The following is a 21,443-nucleotide window of genomic DNA, read 5'->3' as shown; positions in this document are numbered from 1 at the left end:
TCACCTGGTGGTCTACTGCAACGAAAATCTCACCGTCGCCACCTGTCCGGCGTCATCCATCACCAGCAGTTGATAATCCCCTTTGGTCGCCAGCCGTAGCGTAAGACGGCGTCCGCGTTCATCCAGCCGTTCACCGTTAAGAAACCACCAGCGATCGCCAGTCCCACCGCTGGTTTGTACCGGCAATGAGGCCAGCGCAGAGCCGGGTAAACGCTTCACGATCGCGCCATCACGAACCCCTGTCAACTGCAACGGCAGCGAAGCATCCTGCCCCAGCGGCGGACACGTGGCAGAAACCGGCGGTAATCTCGCCCCACGGCGCTCTGACTCCGGCAGCCATGGCTCCAGCGGTAAAGGCCAGACGATTAACGTTTGTTCGCGCGCCTGCGGGCAATCCGCCGCCACACGTTTGCCTTCATCATCCAGCCAGACGGGGAAACGAATGCCACTCACGCCCTCCTGTTCGGGCAATAACAACGTGGGCGGCTGGCTGCCGTCCAGCAGCCAGGTTGCCAGACGGCGTCGACAGTTGCTGTCTCCCGGCGCAAGTGACTGCCCGCCCGGCCAGCACACTACGCCGCGGCTAACGGATTCAGGGCGCGGATCCTCCGGCTGATTTGTCCCGCGAGAGAGCAAAAGATTGTTGACCTGATTGAGCAGCGGCACGGCGCTGGCAAAACCAAACTGGCCCACCACCGGCGTACCGTCGGGTCTGCCGGTCCAGATCCCCATCACATAACGGGCGTTAACGCCAATCGCCCACGCATCGCGATAGCCATAACTGGTACCCGTTTTCCACGCCAGCGGAACCACTCTGCTCAGCGCGTTATCCGGCAGCGGTTGCGCTTCGTCAGCCATAATGCGGCGAATAATCCACGCCGCGCCTACCGACATCAACGGACGCTCCAGCAGTGGATCGTCTGGCTGCAGGCGCAGTTTTCCCGCTTTTCCCTGACGGGCAAAGGCACTGTACGCCGCCGCCATGTCTTCCAGTCTGGCCCCTGCCCCGCCCAAAATCAGCGACAGATTCGGTGCGGCACCTGCGGGCAGATACAGCGGTAAGCCAACGTTACGTAACGATGCGGCAAAACGCTTCGGGCCATAGGCTTCAAGTACCTGCACGGCGGGTAAATTCAGCGAGCGCACCAGCGCTTCGCTCATACTCACCGGACCATGAAAACCACTGTCAAAATTCCCTGGTCGATAATCTCCGGTTCGACGCGGCACATCCTGCAACAATGAAGCAGGATGAATTAATCCGTCATCCAGCGCCAGACCATAGATAAACGGCTTCAGCACCGAGCCCGGCGAGCGGATCGCATTCACCATATCCACATGGCCAAAGCGGGAGTCGTCATTCATATCTACCGACCCCACCCAGCCACGCACGCTCATATCAGTGTGATCGACCACAATCATCGCCAGCGAACTGCGCGCAGGTAAGCGGCCCTTCCAGTTTTGCGCCAGCTCTTCCAGTTGGCGCTGCAATCCGGCGTCAAGGGTGGTCACGATTTTATCGCTCCGGCTTTTTCCCAGCATCATGCGCGAGAATAACGGCGCTAGCTGCGGCATTTGTCTGGGCGCCAGCCAGACCGGTTCTTCACGTGACTCCTGCACCTGTCTGGCAGGCCAAACGCCCTGCGTCGCCATGCGCTCAAGCACTTTATTGCGCGCCGCTTCAGCGCGGTCCGGCCAGCGGTCCGGGCGCAGACGGCTCGGTGCCTGCGGCAACACGGCCAGCAGCGCGGCATCGGAATAACTCAACTGTGCGGGAGATTTACCAAGGTAGGCCCAGCTCGCAGCACCCACGCCCTGTAGCGTGCCGCCAAACGGCGCACGGTTAAGATATAGCGTCAGGATGTCGCGCTTAGAAAGATGCCATTCCAGCTGCAATGCGCGCCAGAGCTGGCGGAACTTGCCGCCGAAAGTTCGCGGGTGGGGATCGAGTAATCGTGCGACCTGCATGGTGAGCGTACTGCCGCCTGAAACGACACGACCTGAGGAGAGGTCCTGCCATGCCGCGCGCAGCACTGAAAACGGATTGACGCCGGGATGTTTCCAGAACCAGCGGTCTTCGTAGTTGATTAACGCCTCAAGGTAACGGGGGGACACCTCATCAATAGTCACCGGATAACGCCAGATACCGTCCGCGTCGGCGAAGCGCCATAGCGGCGTACCATCGTAAGCCACCACGACACGTGCCGGATCGACTTCGTGAAGCGGCAGCGGCCAGATTTTATCTGCCGCCCAAACCCCCGCTACCAGCAATAGCGCAACGGCTGCCAGCCAGAGCCAGCAGCCGCGTTTCCCCAACCCGCGCATCATTTACGGTCTGACAATCAAAAGCCCCTCTGTCGCACCGGTCGCGCGCCACTGCGGAACATACATTGACTCCACCTGCGGCACAGGAACCTGATAGGTCCCCGGCGTTACCGCCCGCGCCAGATAGACCAGCGTCACAGGCTGCCCTTCGTTGACCGCTACCGCGGCGACAAAGCGATCGTCACGGAACTCAACGTGCTGGATATCCGCCTGCTGCATCTGATTGAGCAAATTCGCTACCTCGCTGCCGCTGTCCTGCAGACTGGCGCTGCCGTTGGCCAGATTCTGGTTTTCCAGCTCCAGGCCGGCTGGCAGTAAGTCAACCACCAACGCATCCGGTACGTTCTGGCTGGCTTTCACCTCCAGCCAGACCAGTACCAGCTCGCCGCTGCGCAGAGAATCCAGCGCTTTGCTGTTCCCGTCGAGCCCCAGGATCTGACGCTCAATGTGCAGGACGTTGCTGGCAGGCGTCGGCGAGGTTTGCGGGTAACCACTCACATCCAGACGCAGCCACAGCGGCAGATTACCGGTATTGGTGACGTTCAGCGTAGACAGCGCGTCAGCATCCAGATTACGCGTTTGTGATTTCTCCCCGGCTAACGCCTGTTCAGAGAGTGACGTTTGCGCCTGCCACGAGCCAGGCAAGTCCTGTAACGTACGCGCGGCAAGGAACAGCGCATTGTTTTCCTGAGTAGAGAGCCAGCGCTGCCCAAAGGCCTGTTCTGACAAAGTGTTCAGCAGCGTATTCTGCACGTCAGGTTTAAGCTTGTTCTCTTCCAACAATGCCAGCATCAGCGCGTTGTCACGTAGCTGACTGCCGTAATCCGCCATCCACTGCTGCGCATCGCGACGTGGCGTATTCAGCGCCAGCGTCAACGCTTGTTCACTGCGGTTGGCGTCGCCCATGTTTTTCAGCGCTATCCCCAGTTGCATCAGCGGTAAACCGGAAGCCGCCTGTGCACGACGCTCCCAGATCTCACGCAGCGCGCCGAGCGGGGCTTTCTGCTGACGAGCCAGCACCAGCGCGGCGTAGGCCTGTACGGCAAACCGGCTTGCTGATGCGTCGTCGGTATAGCGAATCGACATCATGCCCGGATCCTGCAAATAGCGCAGCAGCCGCTCGTTACCCCGGTTAATCACCTCTGCCGGAACGCTATAGCCCTGTTCATTCGCGCGAACGAGGAAATCCATCACATACGCGGTCAGCCAGTACTCTTCCGACCCGTTCTTATCCCACAGCGCAAAACCGCCGTTATCACGCTGCATTTGCAGTAAACGAGAGATGCCAATCTCTACTGCCGCACGGCGTTTTTCATCACTGTCGCCCGCGATACCTAACGCCTTCAACTGCACGGCATTAGTATATAAGGATGGGAACAACCCGCTCGCCGTTTGCTCGAGGCAACCGTAAGGGTAAGCTTTCAGTTCACGGATATAGCGCGCCAGATTCAGCGGTGGCTTACCGCTGAACAGCAGTTGTCCCTGCATCGTCACAGGAGAGAAATTCGTCAGTTCTTCGCCCGGAAGCTGCCAAGTTGCGCCCGGCTGAAGTGCGACGCCGTAATTAACAGTTTGCGCCGGGAACGCCGGTCGCACGCCAATTTTCCACTGTTTATGCTGAACAGGCAGCGTTTCACCCGGTAGATTCAGACCGCTAATTTGCGCCTGAATTTCGCCATCGCCAAAGCCCTCCCGCGCACGCACCGGAATAAACAGCGTAGTCCGTACGCCTGGCGCCAGATTCACCGGGGCGGGATCTTGCCCCATCAGCTCCAGTAAACCGCTGGCCGCGAGATTAATAATCAGCGTTTGCGGTTTGTCAGTCAGGTTGGTCACGTCCAGCGTCAGGCGCGAGGTATCGCCCCCCGCCAGAAAGCGCGGCATGTTCAGTTCAGCAATTACCGGCGCGGCGACAGTCACTTTGCTTTCGCTACTGCCAAAATCATCCGCCGTCCAGGCTTGCGCCATTACCCGCAGCTCGCCGTTGAAATCACCAATTGGTAACGTCACCGTACCTTCGCCCTGCTCGTTAAGCGTCACCGGCAGCGCCTGTTGCGCCACAATATTGACGTGATTAACCGGTGGCTTGCCGCCGCGTTTTAACTCATCGCCATCACCACCAAAGCGCAGCGCCGCCAGACGTCCTTGCCCTTCGATCACCTGGCCGTAAATATCATAAATATCCGCGCCATAGCGTTTTTGCCCGAAAAACGCCTGCCACGGATCCGGCGTGGCGTAATCGGTAATGTTCAACACCCCGCTGTCAACGGCTGAGACCAGCACGTTAACCTGTTTTGGCACGTCGCCATTTTTAACGCTGGCTTTAATCTTGACGGTCAACGGCTGATTTGGACGCATTTTCGCCGGACTTTCCAGCGCCAGCGCCAGACGACGGTTTTCATCGCCTAACGGCAAATGCAGTAAGCCGACTGCCCGCTTTGGCGTTGCCGAACGAGACTTGTCGCCAGGACGAACCACCAGCGCGCTGAGATACAAGTCATGGCGATTCCAGGTTTTATCGACCGGGATGGAGATATCAAGACCATCCGTCGGTACGTCTATCTCTTGCCACCACAGCGGGCCTTCGCTGGACTCCACCATCGCGTAACCTTTGCCAGCAGCGGGTGCGGCAATGTGTAGCTTCATGGTATCGCCGGGACGATAGCCGGGTTTATCCAGTTTCAGGGTCACGCGATCGGGACGCACTGCCCCGCTGCCGTCGCTGTTATCCTGCCAGCTATAACCAGCCCAGAAGCGCACGCTGCTCACCGCATCATTCGGAGCTTTCACTTCCAGGCGATAGGCACCCCACTCGACAGGGAAGCTGACTTTACCGGTCTCATCGGCCTTAAGATCCAGGGTCTGCTCACCCTCAACCAGATCTTTTTGATCGAACTGCGATTGCCAGCCCTCGCCTTCAGACCAGTTCCAGTAATAATCACGGCGTTCACGAATCAAACGCACCTGTAAACCGGACACCGCTTTTTTCTCGCCTTGCGCATCGGCATACACAATATCAAAAGCAGCATTGCTGTTTTCATCAACGCCAGGTTGATTGACGGTGGTATCGGTGCGGTAGTCATAAACGGCTTTCGCCGCAAACTGCGGACGAATACCTGGCAGCGTATCCGCAGGCCAGATGGCTTGTTCAACCCGACGCGTCACCGGACGGCCACCCGACTCCAGCAGGCTGGCTTGCAGAATCACCTGTAACGGAGAATGCGTCTCCTGCCATTGGCTGTTGGTAGTCACTTCGCCGCGACCGTGGTCATCCAGCGTCAACTGAACCTCATCGAGGCTGCGAGAAAGATTTTCTTCGGCAATATTACCAAACTGGAACCCCGGTAATGCCTGCACCGCTTCCCGCAACGGGCGCAGGAAAAGCTGCCCTTGCAGAGCATTGCCGTTGGCGGGCGCGCCGTACAGGTAGTAGCCCACCACCGAGAACTTCACTTCATCAGTTGGAGCCACCGGCATCTTATTGGCGGTGAGATTGAGCGCCATCCGCTCAGGCATGAAATCTTCGACGTGGAAATCCCACATCCGCGACTGGTTGTCGCCAGTATTGGCACGAATATGCCACATGCCGGTTGGCGCGCTGCTGTCCAGCGGCCAGCTAAAGCGATACAGACCGTTTTCCGGCTGGCTCACTACCGAGCGTAACACCTGTCCGTCGGGCTTAACGACCTCCAGCTTCACCGGCTGGTCAGGCAACGTTTTGCCGTCGCTATCTCGCAGTAATCCGTTGAGGATCACCGTTTCGCCAGGGCGATAGAGGTCTCGGGGGCCAAACATAAAGAACTGCTTGCTGTATCCCGGCGCGCCGGCAATATCAAATTCAGCCAGATCCAACGCCGGGAGCTTCAGGTCCAGCAGCGTGGTTTGCCCGTCTTTACGGGCCAGCAATAAGGCCGCGTCTTTATCGGTTTCCAGCTTGACGTGCCCCTGCGCGTCGCTGGTAGCCTGCGCTAGCGTCTGCCCTTTTTCGTTGAGTAACGTGACCTCAATACCCTGCTGCGCAGCGCCGTTTTCCAGACTCTGCGTAAAGACATCCAGTTGATTGTGGTAACGGTGCGCAGAGACACCAATGTCACTGAGCGTAAACAGCGTAGCAGCATTGCTGTAGTTATAGTGTCCGGCCTGATTCATCACCGCAATGTAAACGCCTGCTTGCTGCAACGGCTTGATATCGCTCAGTGGCAGTAGCAGCTTATCTCGGGTGTTACGCTCAGGATTGAGGTCAAAGCGTCCGGTATAAACCAGCTCCGCCATTTTCAGCAGATTGTCTGACTCCCAGTTTGACAACGAATTACGGTATTCCCACTGGCTGACAAACGCACCGAGCGACTCAGGCTTCACGCGAAAGAAGTTCACATCCACGCTATTAACGTTAAGGGCCATCACAGGTAACCCTTCAATCACTTTTCCCGGCAGCAGCGAGCCGCGACTAGCGAACCCTACGCTTGGCTGGACGTCGCGGGTGGTAATGTTTTTTTCATAATCGATAGTGAACGTCGCTTTATTCAGCGCCAGTAAATCACGCTCAATGGTAACCACCAGTTCCCGATTAGGTTCGAGATGGCGTAAGCGTAGCTCTTTTAGATTTGGCGCCAGCTCCCAGGCACCATCCACTTTTCCGCTTTTTTTATCAACAACGTGCACTACGCGAGAAAAATCTTGTTCCGGATCGAGGGGAATGGAAAAGGTCAAAACGAGCGTTGCCGCGCCGTCGAGTTGGACCTCGGAGGCATCAAGCAGCGTCAGCGACTTACCCTGGCTTTGCTGAATCAGCTTTTGTAATTGGGCCTTATCTTTTGCTGGCGCAGTCTGCGGTGCAGGCGCATCAGGCTTCGCAGCCGTCGGTGATTTTTCGTTATTATTATCGCACCCAACCAGTGCCAGCATCAGCATACAGGCCGCTACGCGTAAATGTTTCATTTTTCATCCCTGGCCGTAGTGGCCCGTTAGCTACGTAGAACAACTATTATGCGTCAGATTTTCGGCTGTGGAAGCCAGTATCTGTTCTACGTTGTCCTATTTTTCGTGATTAATGTGGATTCGCCTGACAAATCAGCCTCTTTTACTTGTCGCATTGCCCTAAACATCCGACAATTTGCCAAAACCTGGTAAAAATGGAGATGCCTATGACCACCGCCTTTTTTGTCGCTGCCGACTGGCTTGCCGAACACATTGACGACCCGGAAATACAAATTCTTGATGCCCGGATGGCACCTCCAGGACAGGAAGATCGCGATGTTGGCGAGGAGTATCGTGCAGGCCATATTCCTGGCGCAGTCTTTTTTGATATTGAAGCGCTTTCCGACCATACGTCACCGCTACCGCATATGATGCCGCGACCGGAAGCCTTTGCCGTAGCGATGCGCGAATTGGGCGTTCATCAGGATAAACACCTGGTTGTCTACGATGACGGCAACCTGTTTTCCGCGCCACGCGCATGGTGGATGCTGCAGACATTTGGTGTCGAGAATGTCTCCATTCTGGCGGGCGGTCTGGCTGGCTGGCAGCGCGATGAGCTAATGCTCAAAGAAGGAAATGAGGATTTACCGGAAGGTGAATTTAACGTGGCATTTACGCCTGAAGCGGTTGTGCGCGTTACCGACGTACTGCTGGCCAGTCATGAAAAAACGGCGCAGATCGTCGATGCCCGACCGGCTGCGCGTTTTAATGCCGAAGTTGACGAGCCGCGTCCAGGCCTCAAGCGTGGCCATGTGCCTGGTGCGCTTAACGTACCGTGGACAGAGCTGGTTCGTGACGGTGAACTGAAAACTACCGACGAACTGGATGCTATTTTCTTCAGCCATGGCGTAAGCTTTGACCGTCCCATTATCGCCAGTTGCGGCTCAGGCGTCACGGCGGCGGTGGTTGTGCTGGCGCTTGCCACGCTGGGCGTTTCTAACGTCGCATTGTATGACGGCGCATGGAGCGAATGGGGCGCGCGTAACGATTTACCGGTAGAACCGGCTGAGACTCAATAAAATATGATTTACTCATCTTTTTCACCCACTAAAAAACCGCTCAATGAGCGGTTTTTTTGTGCCAGTCCGGTTCGCGGCCTTTCCAGCAGGCTGTGCTGCTTTAGCAACGCAGGCTCATCGTAGCGAACTAATACTCCCTTTTGAGGAGAAAAAGCCAACTGAGTTAGCGGCAAAATTATTCAGTGCGCGAGGTATTATCCTTCGTGGCGGCTTTCCTTCACTCAGATAATCCGGTTCTGTTTGAAATCGCGCAGGAAACCGCCCCAGCGGCGTTCGTAGAACGGTGCAATGTGCTCAGTGATAAAGTGACTCACGCCCTTCTCACCTTTCTTCACCTGGCAGATATCAATGGGTTCATCACCCGGCAACGTATCGGTCGCGACGCTACCCGCAGCATGGATGATCTCTTCAATATCTCCTTCAGCTTCAATACCAATCAGCAGATTCGGCTGGGCTTCCGCACTTTCTTTGATTGAGCAGAGAAATGCGCGTTTTACCGGCTTAATGGTTTTAAACAGCGTGGTCAGCGAGTCAATCATCTGCGCCGGAGGTTCGGCGACTTCAGAAAGGAGCAGCGATTCACCACCTTCCAGTACTTCCTGGGTGCTTAGCGGATTACCCTCTTCCCCCATCAGCAGGCTGATTTCACGCGGCATAAACTCTTTGCCGGTCGGCAGTTTAGCGTTGAGAAAGAGCGTTTCGCCAAGCGTCATTTCAAATAGCGTACGCACCGGCATAACGACAAATGCCTGCTCATCTTCAACCGCCTGTTGCAGGGCTTCCAGGGAGGTGAAGAACGGGATCACGGTAGTGCCGTCTTCTTTTTCCCAGTGTTGAAGGTCGAGGGCGCTGTCTTCAACCACCGCCTCGCCTTCTGCGGCAGTACCCGGCACCCAGACGGTGGATTCCAGTAATGTACGGAAAAATGCCGGACGATGCGCAGGCTCTGTCGCTGCTTGCTCCAGCAACGTTTCTAATTCATTTTTTGTTTCGGACATAAGTATCACAAATTGGATGAATACATGTAAGCCGGATAAGCGTAGCGCCATCCGGCAATACAGTCGTGAATTATGCGGTCAGCAGATTCGCGATGGTGCGCACACCCAGACCGGTTGCGCCCGCAGACCACTGCTCAACCGGCGCTTTGCGATAGGTTGCAGAGCAATCGATGTGCAGCCAGCCTTGCTGGTAATTTTCCACGAAATGAGACAGGAAGCCCGCCGCGGTGCTTGCACCCGCTGGGTAGGCCGCACTGCCGGTATTGTTCAGCTCGGCAAAATTTGACGGCAGTTGGCTACGGTGGAACTCTGCCAACGGCAAACGCCAGAACGGCTCGTTTTCTTGCGCCGCACTTGCCAACAAACGCGCGGCCAGTTGGTCATCAAAGCTAAACAGCGCGTGGTAATCGTTGCCCAGTGCGGTTTTCGCCGCGCCGGTCAGCGTGGCAGCATCAATGATCAATTCAGGTTTTTGCGCGCTGGCATCGATCAGGCCATCGGCCAGTACCAGACGCCCTTCAGCATCGGTATTCATCACTTCAACTTTTTTACCGTTGCGATAGTGAATGATATCGCCAAGCTTAAAGGCGTTGCCGCTGATCAGGTTATCCGCGCAGCACAAATACAGCTTCACACGCTTGTTCAGGCCACGGGTGATGGCAAACGCCAGCGCGCCGGTGACCGTTGCCGCACCGCCCATATCGGACTTCATTGAGTCCATAAATGCGCTTTGCTTGATGCTGTATCCGCCGGAGTCAAAGGTAATTCCCTTGCCAACCAGGCAGGCATAAACTGGAGCTTCTTTGTCGCCAGTCGGGTTGTAATCGAGCGCCAGCAGCACCGGCGGACGTTCAGAGCCTCGACCTACGGTATGCAGCCCCATGTAGTTCTGCTCGCGCAGATCTTCACCTTTGGTGATACGGTACGAGACGTTGTCGCAGGCCACGCCACACAGCAGGTCTACCGCGCGTTGCGCCAGCTGTTCCGGGCCCAGCTCTTCTGCAGGTGCGTTAATGGTATCGCGCACCCAGTCAATAATCTTCAGACGGTTATCCAGCTCTTTGCGCTGCGCCTCGTCCAGAGCGGCCCACTCAACTTTGCGGGTGCCTTTTGGTCCTTTGTAACCCTGCCAGAACGCCCAGCTACGTTCGGTATCCCAGCCTTCACCATCCAGTTGGACATGTTTAATACCCAGGCCGTCAATTTTACGCGCGGCGCGCTGGATAAGGCTGAGATCATCTTTTCCGTTCAGGTGCAGGGTAATACCGTCATTATTAATGCTGTATGTCGCCTTTTCACCCCAGCGAGCGTCAGCGGGTTGCGTGGAAAGCGTAATTTTCATGGCTTCTGTCATTTTATTTATCCTTATTTCGCGCATACAGGAAAACGGGCCACCCGTGGGCAGCCCGTTGACTTATTCGGCTTCGTCCAGCCAGACCAGTAAAATGGCCTCAAGGATTTTTTCGTTCGATGCCTGTGGATCATCATCGAACTCTTCCAGGTCACAGATCCATTGGTGCAGATCGGTGAAACGAACGGTCTTGGGATCGAGATCGGGGAACGCGTCGTACAGCGCCTCGCCGATTTCGCGGCTATCGGTCCACTTCAGTCCCATACTACCCTCTGTTAATGCTCACGTGCATGATTGATTGTGTAACGTGGGATTTCGACCACTAAATCGTCCTCGGTTACCCGTGCCTGACAGCTTAAACGGCTCTCCGGCTCCAGTCCCCAGGCTTTATCCAGCATGTCGTCTTCTTCTTCTGTGCTTTCCGGCAAAGAATCAAAACCTTCACGTACGATGCAGTGGCAGGTCGTGCAGGCACAGGATTTTTCACAGGCGTGTTCAATCTCGATACCGTTACGCAGGGCAACGTCGAGAATGGTTTCGCCGGTCTCAGCTTCCAGAACTGCGCCATCGGGACAGAGATCCTGATGAGGCAAAATAACAATCTTTGGCATATTAAACCTCGTCCACGGAATGGCCTTTCAGCGCGCTACGGACGGATTTGTCCATACGGCGAGCGGCGAATTCCTGGGTTTGTTTGTCTACGTTTTTAATGGCTTGTTCTATCGCGTCAACATCGTCACCCTGTGCTACCTCGCTCAAGTGCGCAGCAGCGGTGTCGATAGCCTGACGTTCTGCGGCGCTTAACAGCGCGGCATCAGCGTTCAGCGCACCGGATAAACTCTCCAGTACGCGTGCCGCTTCGACTTTCTGTTCTGCCAGCATACGAGCTTTAACGTCCTGCTCGGCAAAACTCATCGAATCCTGAATCATGGAGGCGATTTCACTGTCGGTCAGACCGTAGGACGGTTTGACCTGAATCGAGGACTCAACGCCGGTGGATTTCTCCATAGCGGTGACGCTCAGCAGCCCATCAGCATCGACCTGGAAGGTCACGCGGATATGCGCGCCGCCTGCCGGCAACGCCGGGATACCGCGCAGCGCAAAACGCGCCAGTGAACGACAGTCCTGCACCAACTCACGCTCGCCTTGCATCACGTGAATGGACATCGCGGTTTGGCCATCTTTAAACGTGGTGAAGTCCTGCGCACGCGCCACCGGGATAGTGGTGTTACGCGGGATCACTTTCTCCACCAGACCGCCCATGGTTTCCAGTCCCAGAGACAGCGGGATAACGTCCAGCAGCAGCATTTCGCTGTCCGGTTTATTCCCGACCAGAATATCCGCCTGGATTGCCGCACCGATAGCGACCACTTTGTCCGGGTCGATAGAGGTCAGCGGCGTACGGCCAAAGAATTCACCGACGCGTTCACGTACCAGCGGCACGCGCGTTGAACCACCGACCATTACCACTTCCAGCACATCCTGCGGCTCAACGCCCGCATCTTTCAGCGCACGGCGGCAGGCCAGCAGCGTACGTTTAACCAGTGCGGAAATGAGTTCATTAAAGGTTTCACGGGTGATTTCACCCTGCCATCCCGCCACGTTAACCGTCACAGAATCGGCGTCGCTGAGTGCGATTTTCGCTGCAATCGCGGCATCCAGCAGCTCGCGCTGTACGCGGTTATCGCTGCGATCGGCAACGCCCGCCTGCTCGCGAATATAGTCGGCCAGCAGATGGTCAAAATCGTCGCCGCCCAGCGCGGAATCACCACCGGTCGCCAACACTTCGAACACGCCGCGACTCAGGCGCAGAATAGAAATATCAAAAGTACCGCCGCCAAGGTCATAGACCGCGATCACGCCTTCCTGACCGGAATCCAGGCCATAAGCGATCGCCGCAGCGGTCGGTTCGTTCAGCAGACGCAATACGTGCAGGCCCGCCAGACGCGCGGCGTCTTTCGTCCCCTGACGCTGTGCATCGTCAAAGTAAGCCGGAACGGTGATCACTACGCCATCCAGTTCGCCGGACAACGATTCGGTTGCCCGCGCGGCCAGCGCTTTCAGAATGTCAGCGGATACGCGCACCGGATTAAGCAAACCGGCAGCGGTTTCAATCATCGGCAGGCCGTTTTCGCTCGCCTGGAATGAATAAGGCAGATGTGGGTAACGCGCCTGGATATCCGCCAGAGAGCGGCCCATCATGCGTTTTACCGAGCTGACGGTGTTTGCCGTATCCAGCGCAGCATTGGCGCGGGCATCGTAACCGACCGAGTAGCCCTGTTGCTGATAGTGAACCACTGACGGCAACAGGTGGCGACCTTCATGATCTGCCAGCGTTTCGGCCTGGCCGCTGCGTACGGTCGCAACCAGGGAGTTGGTGGTGCCTAAATCGATACCGACCGCCAGACGACGCTGGTGCGGCGCGGCGCTCAGACCAGGCTCACTAATTTGTAATAAGGCCATTTTCGCTTCCGGAAATTAAAAATCGAGCAGTTTTTCTTCGAGTTGTTCTGCACTGCTTCGCAGTTTATCGAGAAAACGCAGCTTACGCACGGTATCTGCCGCTGCGTCCCACGTCTCGCTATCCAGCTGTTCCACCATCAGTTGATGGCGAACGTTGTACATTTCGCTGACGCGTTGCATAAACGCATCCAGCCGTTGATTGTCTTTTGCCTGTTCAATCTCGTCCAGCTCTTCGCGCAGCTCCAGCTGTTCCATCAGAAACGCGGTATCGCGCACCGTGTGCTGCTCGCTGCGGATATCAAAGCCGTGTAAAGACAACAAGTATTCGGCGCGCATCAAAGGATGACGCAGCGTTTGCCAGGCCTGGTTGATAGTGGCGGACTGCGAAACCGCAGCAAGTTGTTCCGCCTGAGAACCGCTGGCGAATTTATCAGGATGATACTGACGTTGCAGATCCTGAAAACGTAGGCTCAGCGCCTGAGTATCGAGCTGATAACGGGCCGGTAAGCCAAAGAGGGTGAAGTAGTCCATAACATTCTCAGGGCATCGATTCTCTGTTGTTCGATGAGGCAAAACCAGAGAGTCAGGTAAAACAAACCCCACGCGCAGGCGACCACGGTGGGGTTATCAGTAAGCGCGTTACACGTGGAAGCTTTCGCCGCATCCACATTCGTCTTTCACGTTCGGGTTAGTGAACTTAAACCCTTCGTTCAGACCTTCTTTGACGAAGTCTAACTGCGTACCGTCGAGGAATTGCAGGCTCTTACCGTCGATCACGACTTTTACGCCTTTGTCTTCAAACACGGTATCTTCAGCCGCCGGCTCGTCAACAAATTCCAGTACATAAGCCATACCTGAGCAGCCGGAGGTTCTCACGCCCAGACGCAGACCAAACCCTTTACCGCGGTTTGCCAGGAAGGTATTTACACGCGCTGCTGCACTGTCGCTTAAGGTAATCGACATAATAAAACCTCAACTCTTAATTATTTTGCTTCACGTTTGCTTTTGTAATCCGCAATCGCGGCTTTAATCGCGTCTTCAGCCAGAATAGAGCAGTGAATTTTCACTGGTGGCAGTTCAAGCTCGTCGGCGATATCGGTATTTTTGATCGCCTGTGCTTCGTCCAGAGATTTCCCTTTTACCCATTCGGTAACCAGAGAGCTGGAAGCAATAGCGGAACCGCAGCCGTAAGTCTTGAAACGCGCGTCTTCAATGATACCCTCATTGTTGACTTTGATCTGCAACTTCATCACGTCGCCACAGGCCGGTGCACCCACCATGCCGCTGCCCACGTTCTCGTCGCTGTTGTCAAAAGAGCCCACGTTACGTGGATTCTCGTAATGATCGATTACTTTTTCGCTATAAGCCATGATGAATTCTCCTTATCGGTACCGATTAGTGATGTGACCATTCAATACTGTTCAAATCCACGCCCTGTTTGAACATTTCCCACAGCGGAGAAAGGTCGCGCAGACGGCCGATGGAGTTGCGAACCAGATTGATGGCGTAGTCAATCTCTTCTTCGGTAGTAAAACGACCTAAAGAGAAACGAATTGAGCTATGTGCCAGCTCGTCGGTCATCCCCAGCGCGCGCAGCACGTAGGATGGCTCCAGGCTTGCAGAGGTACATGCAGAACCGGAGGACACAGCCAGGTCTTTCAGCGCCATAATCAGCGACTCGCCTTCAACAAAGTTGAAGCTAACGTTGAGAATGTTCGGTGCGCCCTGCTCGAGGTCACCATTGAGGTACACCTCTTCCATATCTTTCACGCCGTTCCACAGACGGTTACGCAGAGTGCGCAGGCGCGCCATCTCGGTTTCCATCTCTTCTTTGGCGATACGGTAAGCTTCACCCATCCCAACGATTTGGTGCACAGGCAGCGTACCGGAACGCATACCGCGCTCGTGACCGCCGCCGTGCATCTGCGCTTCAATACGAATACGCGGTTTACGACGAACGTACAGCGCGCCGATACCTTTCGGACCATAGATTTTGTGGCCGGAGAAGGACATCAGGTCAACTTTCAGTTGGCTCAGATCGATAGGCAGTTTGCCCACGCTCTGGGTCGCATCAACGTGATAGATGATGCCACGGGCACGGCACATTTCGCCGATGGTTGCGATATCCTGTACCACGCCGATTTCGTTGTTAACGTGCATGATGGAGACCAGAATGGTGTCGTCACGCATTGCCGCTTCAAGTTCTTTCAGGTCGATAATGCCATTACGCTGCGGGGCGAGGTAGGTCACTTCAAACCCTTCGCGCTCCAGCTGACGGCAGGTGTCCAGCACGGCTTTGTGTTCGGTTTTGCTGGTGATGATGTGCTTGCCTTTTTTCTGGTAAAAGTTGGCTGCACCTTTAATCGCCAGGTTATCGGATTCCGTCGCACCGGAAGTAAAGACGATTTCACGCGGATCGGCACCGACCAGATCAGCGATCTGATTGCGGGCGATATCTACCGCCTCTTCAGCTTGCCAGCCGAAACGGTGTGAACGGGAAGCTGGGTTACCAAAGTTTCCGTCCAGGGTCAGACACTGCATCATTTTCTCGGCAACACGCGGGTCCACCGGCGTGGTTGCGGAGTAGTCGAGATAGATCGGTAATTTCATTGCTCTATAAACTCCGTACATCGCTTCAATGCAAGGAACCAGGCAACCGGCTGGATGTACGACCGAGTTAACGGGGCGTCTGGCACCCCGGCCTGATTCTGAAATACTTTTTACGCTTCATCTTTCTGGCTGCCTTGATGCAACCAGAAGATATTGCGTAATTTTTATTAGGCACGCAGTTTGACGTCGATAGCGTCTTGCGTGCGAGTGCTGCGTGGAGCGTCATGTGTGTGCTGGCGACCAGACACATCCAGGACTTCCTGATTATTCACCAGTTCGCCCAACGTAATGTTGTTGAGGAAACCGGTCAGACGATCGCTCAGATCGCGCCACAGCGCGTGGGTCAGGCATTTATCGCCGCCCTGACAACCGCCTTTGCCCTGGCAACGGGTCGCGTCTACAGACTCGTCAACAGCGCTAATCACTTCACCTACTGCGATGCTGCCGGCATCTTTACCCAGCAGATACCCGCCGCCTGGTCCACGTACGCTGGAAACCAGACCGTTTTTACGCAAACGGGAAAACAGCTGCTCCAGATATGACAGGGAAATTCCCTGACGTTCAGAAATATCAGCCAACGGTACCGGGCCCGTTTCGGAGTTGAGCGCAACGTCCAACATTGCGGTCACGGCATAACGCCCTTTTGATGTCAGTCTCATGTCTTACTTAGCCTCAAACTCGCCCCTGCCCGGGGTTTTTTATTGTAAAATGGGGGTATTGCATAGCAGGGGCAAGTCTGACATTCCCGACTAAATCAGTCAACTATTTACTTGACTAATTTAGTCAGGTATTTAACCTTCAGTGCCATTTTCATTTACCGGATGGCGCTTCGCTAATCCGGCCTGGAAATCGTGCAGCCATCCGGCATCAAGACGCTTACTTGCCTTTATTCTGCTGCTCTATAGAAGCTAAAATTCCGCGCAAAATGTTCAGCTCCTGGCTCTCAGGACGCGCACGAGTGAACAGACGGCGCAGCTTGTTCATTACCTGCCCCGGATGTCCTTCGCGGATAAACCCGGTCGACAGCAGCGTTTGTTCCAGATGACCGTAAAAACGCTCTAAATCATCGACCAGCGGATACTCAGCTTCTTCGTATTCTGCGGTCTTGTCGCTTTCCTGCGTTGCCAGCCAGGCCATGCGAACTTCATAAGAGATGACCTGCACCGCCATCGCCAGGTTGAGCGAGCTGTATTCCGGGTTCGCGGCAATGGCGACGTGATAATGGCACTTCTGCAGCTCTTCGTTGGTCAGGCCAACGCGTTCACGTCCAAACACCAGCGCCACCGGCGAGTTCGTTGCTTCAGAGACGCTTTTTAAACCGCATTCACGCGGATCCAGCATCGGCCACGGCAGCGTACGGGAGCGCGCGCTGGTACCCACCACCAGGCTGCAACCCGCCAGCGCTTCATCGAGAGTATCGACGATCTGCGCGCTGCCGATCACATCGCTGGCACCTGCCGCCAGGGCGATGGCCTGGGAGTCCGGTTTAACCAGTGGATTTACCAGCCACAGATTAGTTAAACCCATGGTTTTCATTGCGCGGGCCACAGAGCCCATGTTGCCAGTGTGAGAGGTTTCCACCAGCACGATTCGAATATTTTGCAGCATTGTATTTCTTCGGCTAAAGATTATTCGGGCATATTATCATAAAACGAAGACATATTCCGAACTCGCTGCTATACTCTGCGCCGTTTTCCCGTTCTTTAACATCCAGTGAGAGAGACCGATGCATCCGATGCTGACCATCGCCGTGCGCGCAGCGCGCAAGGCGGGTAATGTAATTGCCAAACACTACGAAACGCCAGACTCTGTAGAAACCAGCCAGAAAGGCAGCAATGATTTCGTGACTAACGTCGATAAAGCCGCCGAAGCGATTATTATCGAAACAATTCGCAAATCTTACCCACAGCACACCATCATCACCGAAGAAAGCGGTGAGCATGTTGGTGAAGATCAGGATGTTCAATGGGTTATCGATCCACTGGATGGCACCACCAACTTCGTAAAACGTCTGCCGCACTTCGCGGTTTCCATCGCAGTACGCATTAAAGGCCGTACTGAAGTCGCCGTTGTTTACGATCCAATGCGTAACGAACTGTTCACCGCAACCCGCGGCCAGGGCGCACAGCTGAACGGCTACCGTCTGCGTGGCAGCACCGCACGCGATCTGGACGGCACCATCATCGCCACCGGTTTCCCGTTCAAAGCGAAACAGCACGCCACGTCTTACATGAAAATTCTTGGCAAGATGTTTACCGAGTGCGCTGACTTCCGCCGCACAGGTTCTGCTGCGCTGGATCTGGCTTACGTTGCCGCTGCACGCGTTGACGGTTACTTCGAAATCGGTCTGAAACCATGGGATTTCGCCGCAGGTGAGCTGATTGCTCGTGAAGCAGGCGCACTGGTTTGCGACTTCACCGGCGGTCATAACTACATGGCGACTGGCAACATCGTTGCAGGTAATCCGCGCGTAGTGAAAGCCATGCTGGCTAACATGCGTGACGAACTGAGCGACGCGCTGAAGCGTTAATTCAGTACAGCCCGGTGGTGTCATGCTACCGGGCTTACGTGTTGATACAGGCCGGATAAGGCGAAGCCGCCATCCGGCTTTGATTAAAACGGTCTAATCCCTCGCCCCACCGGCACCGCGCTCACCCACATCACTACCGCAGCAGCAATCAGCACCGCACCACCGGCTAATGCCAGCGTCGTCCAGCCAATCTGTCGCCACAGCACCGGCGCTTTATGTCCGCTAAGTCTCACCGCCAGCGAGCGGAAACTGTGTACCAGCAAAGCCAGTGACGTAATCGTCAAAGAGGTTCCTGCCGCCATCGCCAGCGCCGACGCCATGCCCCAGCTAAAAACGCCAACCACTTTGCTAAACAGTAAAACCATAATTGCCCCGGAGCATGGCCGCATTCCCATAGACAAAACGATCATCAGCCGGGCGCGCCAGTCATCACCGCTTTGCAGCTGTTCAGGATCAGGCAAATGCTGATGCCCACAGCCACAGCCCTCGTGATGCACATGGTGCGGCGTGAAGGCGGTAAATTTCGGGCGACGCAGCAGCTGGCGCAATTTCTTCAGCGCACGGACGCACAATAAAACGCCCAACACGCCAACCAGCGCATAACTCCCTTTCTCCAGCCAGAAACTACTCATATGTAGCTGTCGCGCAGGCAACTGCAAAATGGTGAGCACCACAACCACCAGCCCGATGGCGACCAGTCCCTGTAATAAAGATGAGGCCAGCGTCAAGCCAATACTCGACCTCAGCTTCGAGGGATGCGTTGCCAGCCAGGTGGTAATGACGACTTTTCCATGTCCTGGTCCCAACGCATGCAGCACACCATAAAGAAAACTAAACAGCAGCAGCGATCCCCCGGCCTGGGCCGGATTGGCGGCAACGGCTTTCAGCAAACCGCTCATCTGCTGGTTAACGTCGCGCTGCCAGACGACACTTTTCATCATCACCTGCGGCCAGGCCTGCCATAGCCACAGTATGCCGACTGCAGCCAGCAGTAAAAACACCGCCAGCGGCCATAGCGTGAGCCAGCGGCGTCTGGCGGCGCGTTGTTGATAAACTACGGACATTGCAGCGTCACCGTCTGTGCAAACTGTTTACCCAATTCCATATCCTCCGGCGGTGCGTCTTCTTTATCCAGCGACTGCGCAAAGCTCAGCATTTGTTCATTCGGCGTCGGCGTATGTACTGAAATACGGCATTGCTGACTTATGGCCTGCGCCAGCCTGGCATCGCTGTCTTTGTCATAGCTCATATCAACGTAGTAGGTGGGGTCGAAGGTTGAAATGGTATATTTTTGACCGCTTAGCGGCTGAGCTTCCGCCAGCGGCAACACGAACGTCAGCACTGCCTGATGTTCTTCACGCTCCATGCCATATTCCGTCGGCCTGTTTTTAAACTTTACCTTTTTCCCGTCGTGCCACACTTCGGTGAAATAGTGCTGCCCGAGGACGTTGGCCATCACTTCTGCCGCCAGTTTTTTCCAGATCTCATCACCAGGTTTGGCACTTCCCGCATCGTAAAGCAGATCTGCCGAGGTGATTTCATCCATCGTCCAGCGCATTTTTAGCGCGACGAACTGGTCATTCTCGCTCACTACCTCGGTTTTCAAATGGATAAAGCTGTGGGGATGCGCACCTGCGCCAAAGGACAGGATCGCGAGAAACAACGTCATAATGATACGTTTAACGCCTTGCATGAGTTCTCCACGAGAAAAATCTACACCGCCACAAATAATGATGCCGTGTTTGGCGAAAGTGTGCTGAGGATACCATTGAACGAAAAAATGTTGAGCCTCCTTTTCCGGTATCGATTCAGTTCTCAATTTCAACAATTTCTTCTTCAGCAACATCCTCCCAAATACCTTTTCGTCGCCACAACTTAAGTAAAATGATAACAATTTGTTAACTTATGGTTTCATTTTAATGTTTTATTAACACTGAATTTAAATCCCTGAGTGTATTTCCGTGCAAATTTAACCAATATTTAACCGTTTATTTCCCATAAAATTACAATAATGGGCATAGATCACATTCACCAAACTTCTGATTCATTCCCTCTTCCATTCGTTGTTAACTTCACGCCGTGACATGTCCTGCCCCCTACGAAAGGTACAACTATGAAATTCAAACTCGCATTACTCAGTGCAACCCTGGTTTCTGCATGCATGTTGTCCGGCACGTCCTTTGCGGCGGAAAAATATGAAATTGCTGTGGTTGCCAAAGTCACCGGGATTCCGTGGTTTAACCGGATGGAAACCGGTGTTAATGAAGCAGCAAAAAAACTGGATGTGAATGCTTACCAGACCGGGCCTTCCACGCCGGATCCGGCACAGCAGGTCAAAGTGATTGAGGATCTGATCGCCAAAAACGTCAACGCCATCATCGTGGTACCGAACGATGCCAAGGTCCTTGAGCCAGTACTGAAAAAAGCGCGCGATAAAGGCATTGTCGTTCTGACGCACGAATCCCCGGATGAGCAAATTGGCCAATGGGATATCGAAACCATCGATAGTGAAAAATACGCGCAGGCCAACGTCGATGAGTTAGCAAAAAATATGGGCGGCAAAGGGGGTTACGCCATCTATGTCGGTTCACTGACGGTGCCGCTGCATAACGCGTGGGCGGATTATGCAATTAAGTACCAGAAAGAAAAATATCCGGAAATGTTTGAGGTCACTTCACGTCTGCCGGTTGCGGAAAGCATCGATAAATCCTACGCCACGACGCTGGACCTGATGAAAACCTATCCGCAGATGAAAGGCATTATCGGTTTCGGCTCGCTGGGTCCAATCGGGGCGGGTCAGGCTGTGCAGAAAAAACGCGCCAAAGATAAAATCGCCGTTGTCGGGATTGCAATGCCAGCACAGGCTGCACCTTACCTGATGCGCGGTGATATCAAAAAAGCGCTGCTGTGGGATCCAAAAGACGCGGGCTACGCGCTGGTAACGGTTGCCGATCAGCTGTTGCAGGGCAAAGAAGTTAACGCCGACCTGAGTATCGATGGTTTAGGGAAAGCCGATATCGACACGGAGAAGAAAGTGATCCGCTTTAACAAGATCCTCGAAGTCACCAAAGACAACGCACAATCACTTGGTTTCTAAGGCTTTAGCCAACACCAGGGAACCTTAACGCCGGCCGTCTGGCCGGCGCTATCAACCAAACTAACACTCAGCGTCC

Annotated in this window: 18 protein-coding genes; 3 read left to right on the top strand and 15 right to left on the bottom strand. The window is 54.9% G+C overall.

The features are described from left to right. Positions 1-12 precede the first annotated feature (12 nt). Positions 13-2,325, bottom strand: coding sequence for a peptidoglycan glycosyltransferase PbpC (pbpC, locus tag HV350_RS06940; RefSeq protein WP_181630090.1), 2,313 nt, complete (start codon positions 2,323-2,325; stop codon positions 13-15). Continuing rightward, positions 2,326-7,260 carry an alpha-2-macroglobulin gene (locus HV350_RS06935; protein WP_181630088.1) on the bottom strand — a complete coding sequence of 1,645 codons (4,935 nt, stop codon included), beginning with the start codon at positions 7,258-7,260 and terminating at the stop codon, positions 2,326-2,328. A gap of 206 nt (positions 7,261-7,466) precedes the next feature. Here HV350_RS06935 and sseA point away from each other — a divergent pair, with 206 nt between their 5' ends. After that, entirely contained in the window at positions 7,467-8,318 is an 852-nt protein-coding gene (gene sseA, locus HV350_RS06930; RefSeq protein ID WP_181630087.1) for a 3-mercaptopyruvate sulfurtransferase, read from the top strand. Between the two features lie 221 nt (positions 8,319-8,539). Here the strand turns inward: sseA and sseB are convergent, their stop codons facing one another. From sseB to trmJ, 11 genes are all read right to left on the bottom strand, one after another. Further along, positions 8,540-9,316 (bottom strand): enhanced serine sensitivity protein SseB, encoded by a 777-nt coding sequence (gene sseB, locus HV350_RS06925; RefSeq protein ID WP_049270026.1) that lies wholly within the window; start codon positions 9,314-9,316, stop codon positions 8,540-8,542. A gap of 70 nt (positions 9,317-9,386) precedes the next feature. Beyond that, a complete protein-coding gene (gene pepB, locus HV350_RS06920; RefSeq protein ID WP_016157137.1) occupies positions 9,387-10,670 on the bottom strand; it encodes an aminopeptidase PepB in 1,284 nt (427 codons plus the stop codon). 60 nt (positions 10,671-10,730) lie between these two features. Further along, complete coding sequence (iscX, locus tag HV350_RS06915; protein ID WP_003037694.1) at positions 10,731-10,931, bottom strand: Fe-S cluster assembly protein IscX; 201 nt, start codon at positions 10,929-10,931, stop codon at positions 10,731-10,733. 11 nt (positions 10,932-10,942) lie between these two features. Further along, the gene (gene fdx, locus HV350_RS06910; protein ID WP_003037690.1) at positions 10,943-11,278 is read right to left on the bottom strand and encodes an ISC system 2Fe-2S type ferredoxin; all 336 of its coding nucleotides are present in this window, start codon (positions 11,276-11,278) and stop codon (positions 10,943-10,945) included. 1 nt (position 11,279) lies between these two features. Beyond that, positions 11,280-13,130, bottom strand: a complete 1,851-nt coding sequence (gene hscA, locus HV350_RS06905) for a Fe-S protein assembly chaperone HscA (RefSeq protein WP_016157138.1) — start codon at positions 13,128-13,130, stop codon at positions 11,280-11,282. A 15-nt stretch (positions 13,131-13,145) separates the two neighbouring features. Next, positions 13,146-13,661 (bottom strand): co-chaperone HscB, encoded by a 516-nt coding sequence (gene hscB, locus HV350_RS06900; RefSeq protein ID WP_016154008.1) that lies wholly within the window; start codon positions 13,659-13,661, stop codon positions 13,146-13,148. Positions 13,662-13,769: 108 nt separating this feature from the next. Continuing rightward, entirely contained in the window at positions 13,770-14,093 is a 324-nt protein-coding gene (gene iscA / locus HV350_RS06895; protein ID WP_003835203.1) for an iron-sulfur cluster assembly protein IscA, read from the bottom strand. Between the two features lie 20 nt (positions 14,094-14,113). After that, on the bottom strand, positions 14,114-14,500 hold the full coding sequence (gene iscU / locus HV350_RS06890; protein ID WP_002913991.1) for a Fe-S cluster assembly scaffold IscU: 387 nt from the start codon (positions 14,498-14,500) through the stop codon (positions 14,114-14,116). A gap of 25 nt (positions 14,501-14,525) precedes the next feature. Beyond that, positions 14,526-15,740 carry a cysteine desulfurase gene (gene iscS / locus HV350_RS06885; RefSeq protein WP_016154009.1) on the bottom strand — a complete coding sequence of 405 codons (1,215 nt, stop codon included), beginning with the start codon at positions 15,738-15,740 and terminating at the stop codon, positions 14,526-14,528. 167 nt (positions 15,741-15,907) lie between these two features. Further along, complete coding sequence (gene iscR, locus HV350_RS06880) at positions 15,908-16,399, bottom strand: Fe-S cluster assembly transcriptional regulator IscR (protein ID WP_005120405.1); 492 nt, start codon at positions 16,397-16,399, stop codon at positions 15,908-15,910. Positions 16,400-16,616: 217 nt separating this feature from the next. Then, complete coding sequence (trmJ, locus tag HV350_RS06875; RefSeq protein WP_016157139.1) at positions 16,617-17,348, bottom strand: tRNA (cytosine(32)/uridine(32)-2'-O)-methyltransferase TrmJ; 732 nt, start codon at positions 17,346-17,348, stop codon at positions 16,617-16,619. A gap of 118 nt (positions 17,349-17,466) precedes the next feature. On the opposite strand from trmJ, the gene suhB reads away from it, so the two are divergent. Continuing rightward, positions 17,467-18,270: an inositol-1-monophosphatase gene (suhB, locus tag HV350_RS06870; protein WP_016157140.1), complete on the top strand. Its 804-nt coding sequence runs from the start codon at positions 17,467-17,469 to the stop codon at positions 18,268-18,270. Between the two features lie 83 nt (positions 18,271-18,353). Here the strand turns inward: suhB and HV350_RS06865 are convergent, their stop codons facing one another. Continuing rightward, a complete protein-coding gene (locus HV350_RS06865) occupies positions 18,354-19,334 on the bottom strand; it encodes a nickel/cobalt transporter (RefSeq protein WP_016157141.1) in 981 nt (326 codons plus the stop codon). Next, positions 19,325-19,963: a DUF1007 family protein gene (locus HV350_RS06860; protein WP_181630085.1), complete on the bottom strand. Its 639-nt coding sequence runs from the start codon at positions 19,961-19,963 to the stop codon at positions 19,325-19,327. The genes HV350_RS06865 and HV350_RS06860 overlap by 10 nt, the downstream gene beginning before the upstream one ends. Before the next feature lie 420 nt (positions 19,964-20,383). Between HV350_RS06860 and HV350_RS06855 the strand changes: the two genes are divergently transcribed. Further along, complete coding sequence (locus tag HV350_RS06855) at positions 20,384-21,367, top strand: autoinducer 2 ABC transporter substrate-binding protein (RefSeq protein ID WP_003037665.1); 984 nt, start codon at positions 20,384-20,386, stop codon at positions 21,365-21,367. Positions 21,368-21,443: the final 76 nt, after the last annotated feature.

Source organism: Citrobacter sp. RHBSTW-01013, assembly GCF_013781985.1.
Taxonomy (GTDB): domain Bacteria; phylum Pseudomonadota; class Gammaproteobacteria; order Enterobacterales; family Enterobacteriaceae; genus Citrobacter; species Citrobacter braakii.
Note: the sequence above shows the minus strand (reverse complement) of the source record. Positions and strands in the feature narration are given on the sequence as shown.

Coding starts and splice junctions, on each gene's coding strand:
- pbpC (WP_181630090.1), bottom strand. CDS start 2,325: ATGATGCGCGGGTTGGGGAAACGCGGCTGCTGGCTCTGGCTGGCAGCC.
- HV350_RS06935 (WP_181630088.1), bottom strand. CDS start 7,260: ATGAAACATTTACGCGTAGCGGCCTGTATGCTGATGCTGGCACTGGTT.
- sseA (WP_181630087.1), top strand. CDS start 7,467: ATGACCACCGCCTTTTTTGTCGCTGCCGACTGGCTTGCCGAACACATT.
- sseB (WP_049270026.1), bottom strand. CDS start 9,316: ATGTCCGAAACAAAAAATGAATTAGAAACGTTGCTGGAGCAAGCAGCG.
- pepB (WP_016157137.1), bottom strand. CDS start 10,670: ATGACAGAAGCCATGAAAATTACGCTTTCCACGCAACCCGCTGACGCT.
- iscX (WP_003037694.1), bottom strand. CDS start 10,931: ATGGGACTGAAGTGGACCGATAGCCGCGAAATCGGCGAGGCGCTGTAC.
- fdx (WP_003037690.1), bottom strand. CDS start 11,278: ATGCCAAAGATTGTTATTTTGCCTCATCAGGATCTCTGTCCCGATGGC.
- hscA (WP_016157138.1), bottom strand. CDS start 13,130: ATGGCCTTATTACAAATTAGTGAGCCTGGTCTGAGCGCCGCGCCGCAC.
- hscB (WP_016154008.1), bottom strand. CDS start 13,661: ATGGACTACTTCACCCTCTTTGGCTTACCGGCCCGTTATCAGCTCGAT.
- iscA (WP_003835203.1), bottom strand. CDS start 14,093: ATGTCGATTACCTTAAGCGACAGTGCAGCAGCGCGTGTAAATACCTTC.
- iscU (WP_002913991.1), bottom strand. CDS start 14,500: ATGGCTTATAGCGAAAAAGTAATCGATCATTACGAGAATCCACGTAAC.
- iscS (WP_016154009.1), bottom strand. CDS start 15,740: ATGAAATTACCGATCTATCTCGACTACTCCGCAACCACGCCGGTGGAC.
- iscR (WP_005120405.1), bottom strand. CDS start 16,399: ATGAGACTGACATCAAAAGGGCGTTATGCCGTGACCGCAATGTTGGAC.
- trmJ (WP_016157139.1), bottom strand. CDS start 17,348: ATGCTGCAAAATATTCGAATCGTGCTGGTGGAAACCTCTCACACTGGC.
- suhB (WP_016157140.1), top strand. CDS start 17,467: ATGCATCCGATGCTGACCATCGCCGTGCGCGCAGCGCGCAAGGCGGGT.
- HV350_RS06865 (WP_016157141.1), bottom strand. CDS start 19,334: ATGTCCGTAGTTTATCAACAACGCGCCGCCAGACGCCGCTGGCTCACG.
- HV350_RS06860 (WP_181630085.1), bottom strand. CDS start 19,963: ATGCAAGGCGTTAAACGTATCATTATGACGTTGTTTCTCGCGATCCTG.
- HV350_RS06855 (WP_003037665.1), top strand. CDS start 20,384: ATGAAATTCAAACTCGCATTACTCAGTGCAACCCTGGTTTCTGCATGC.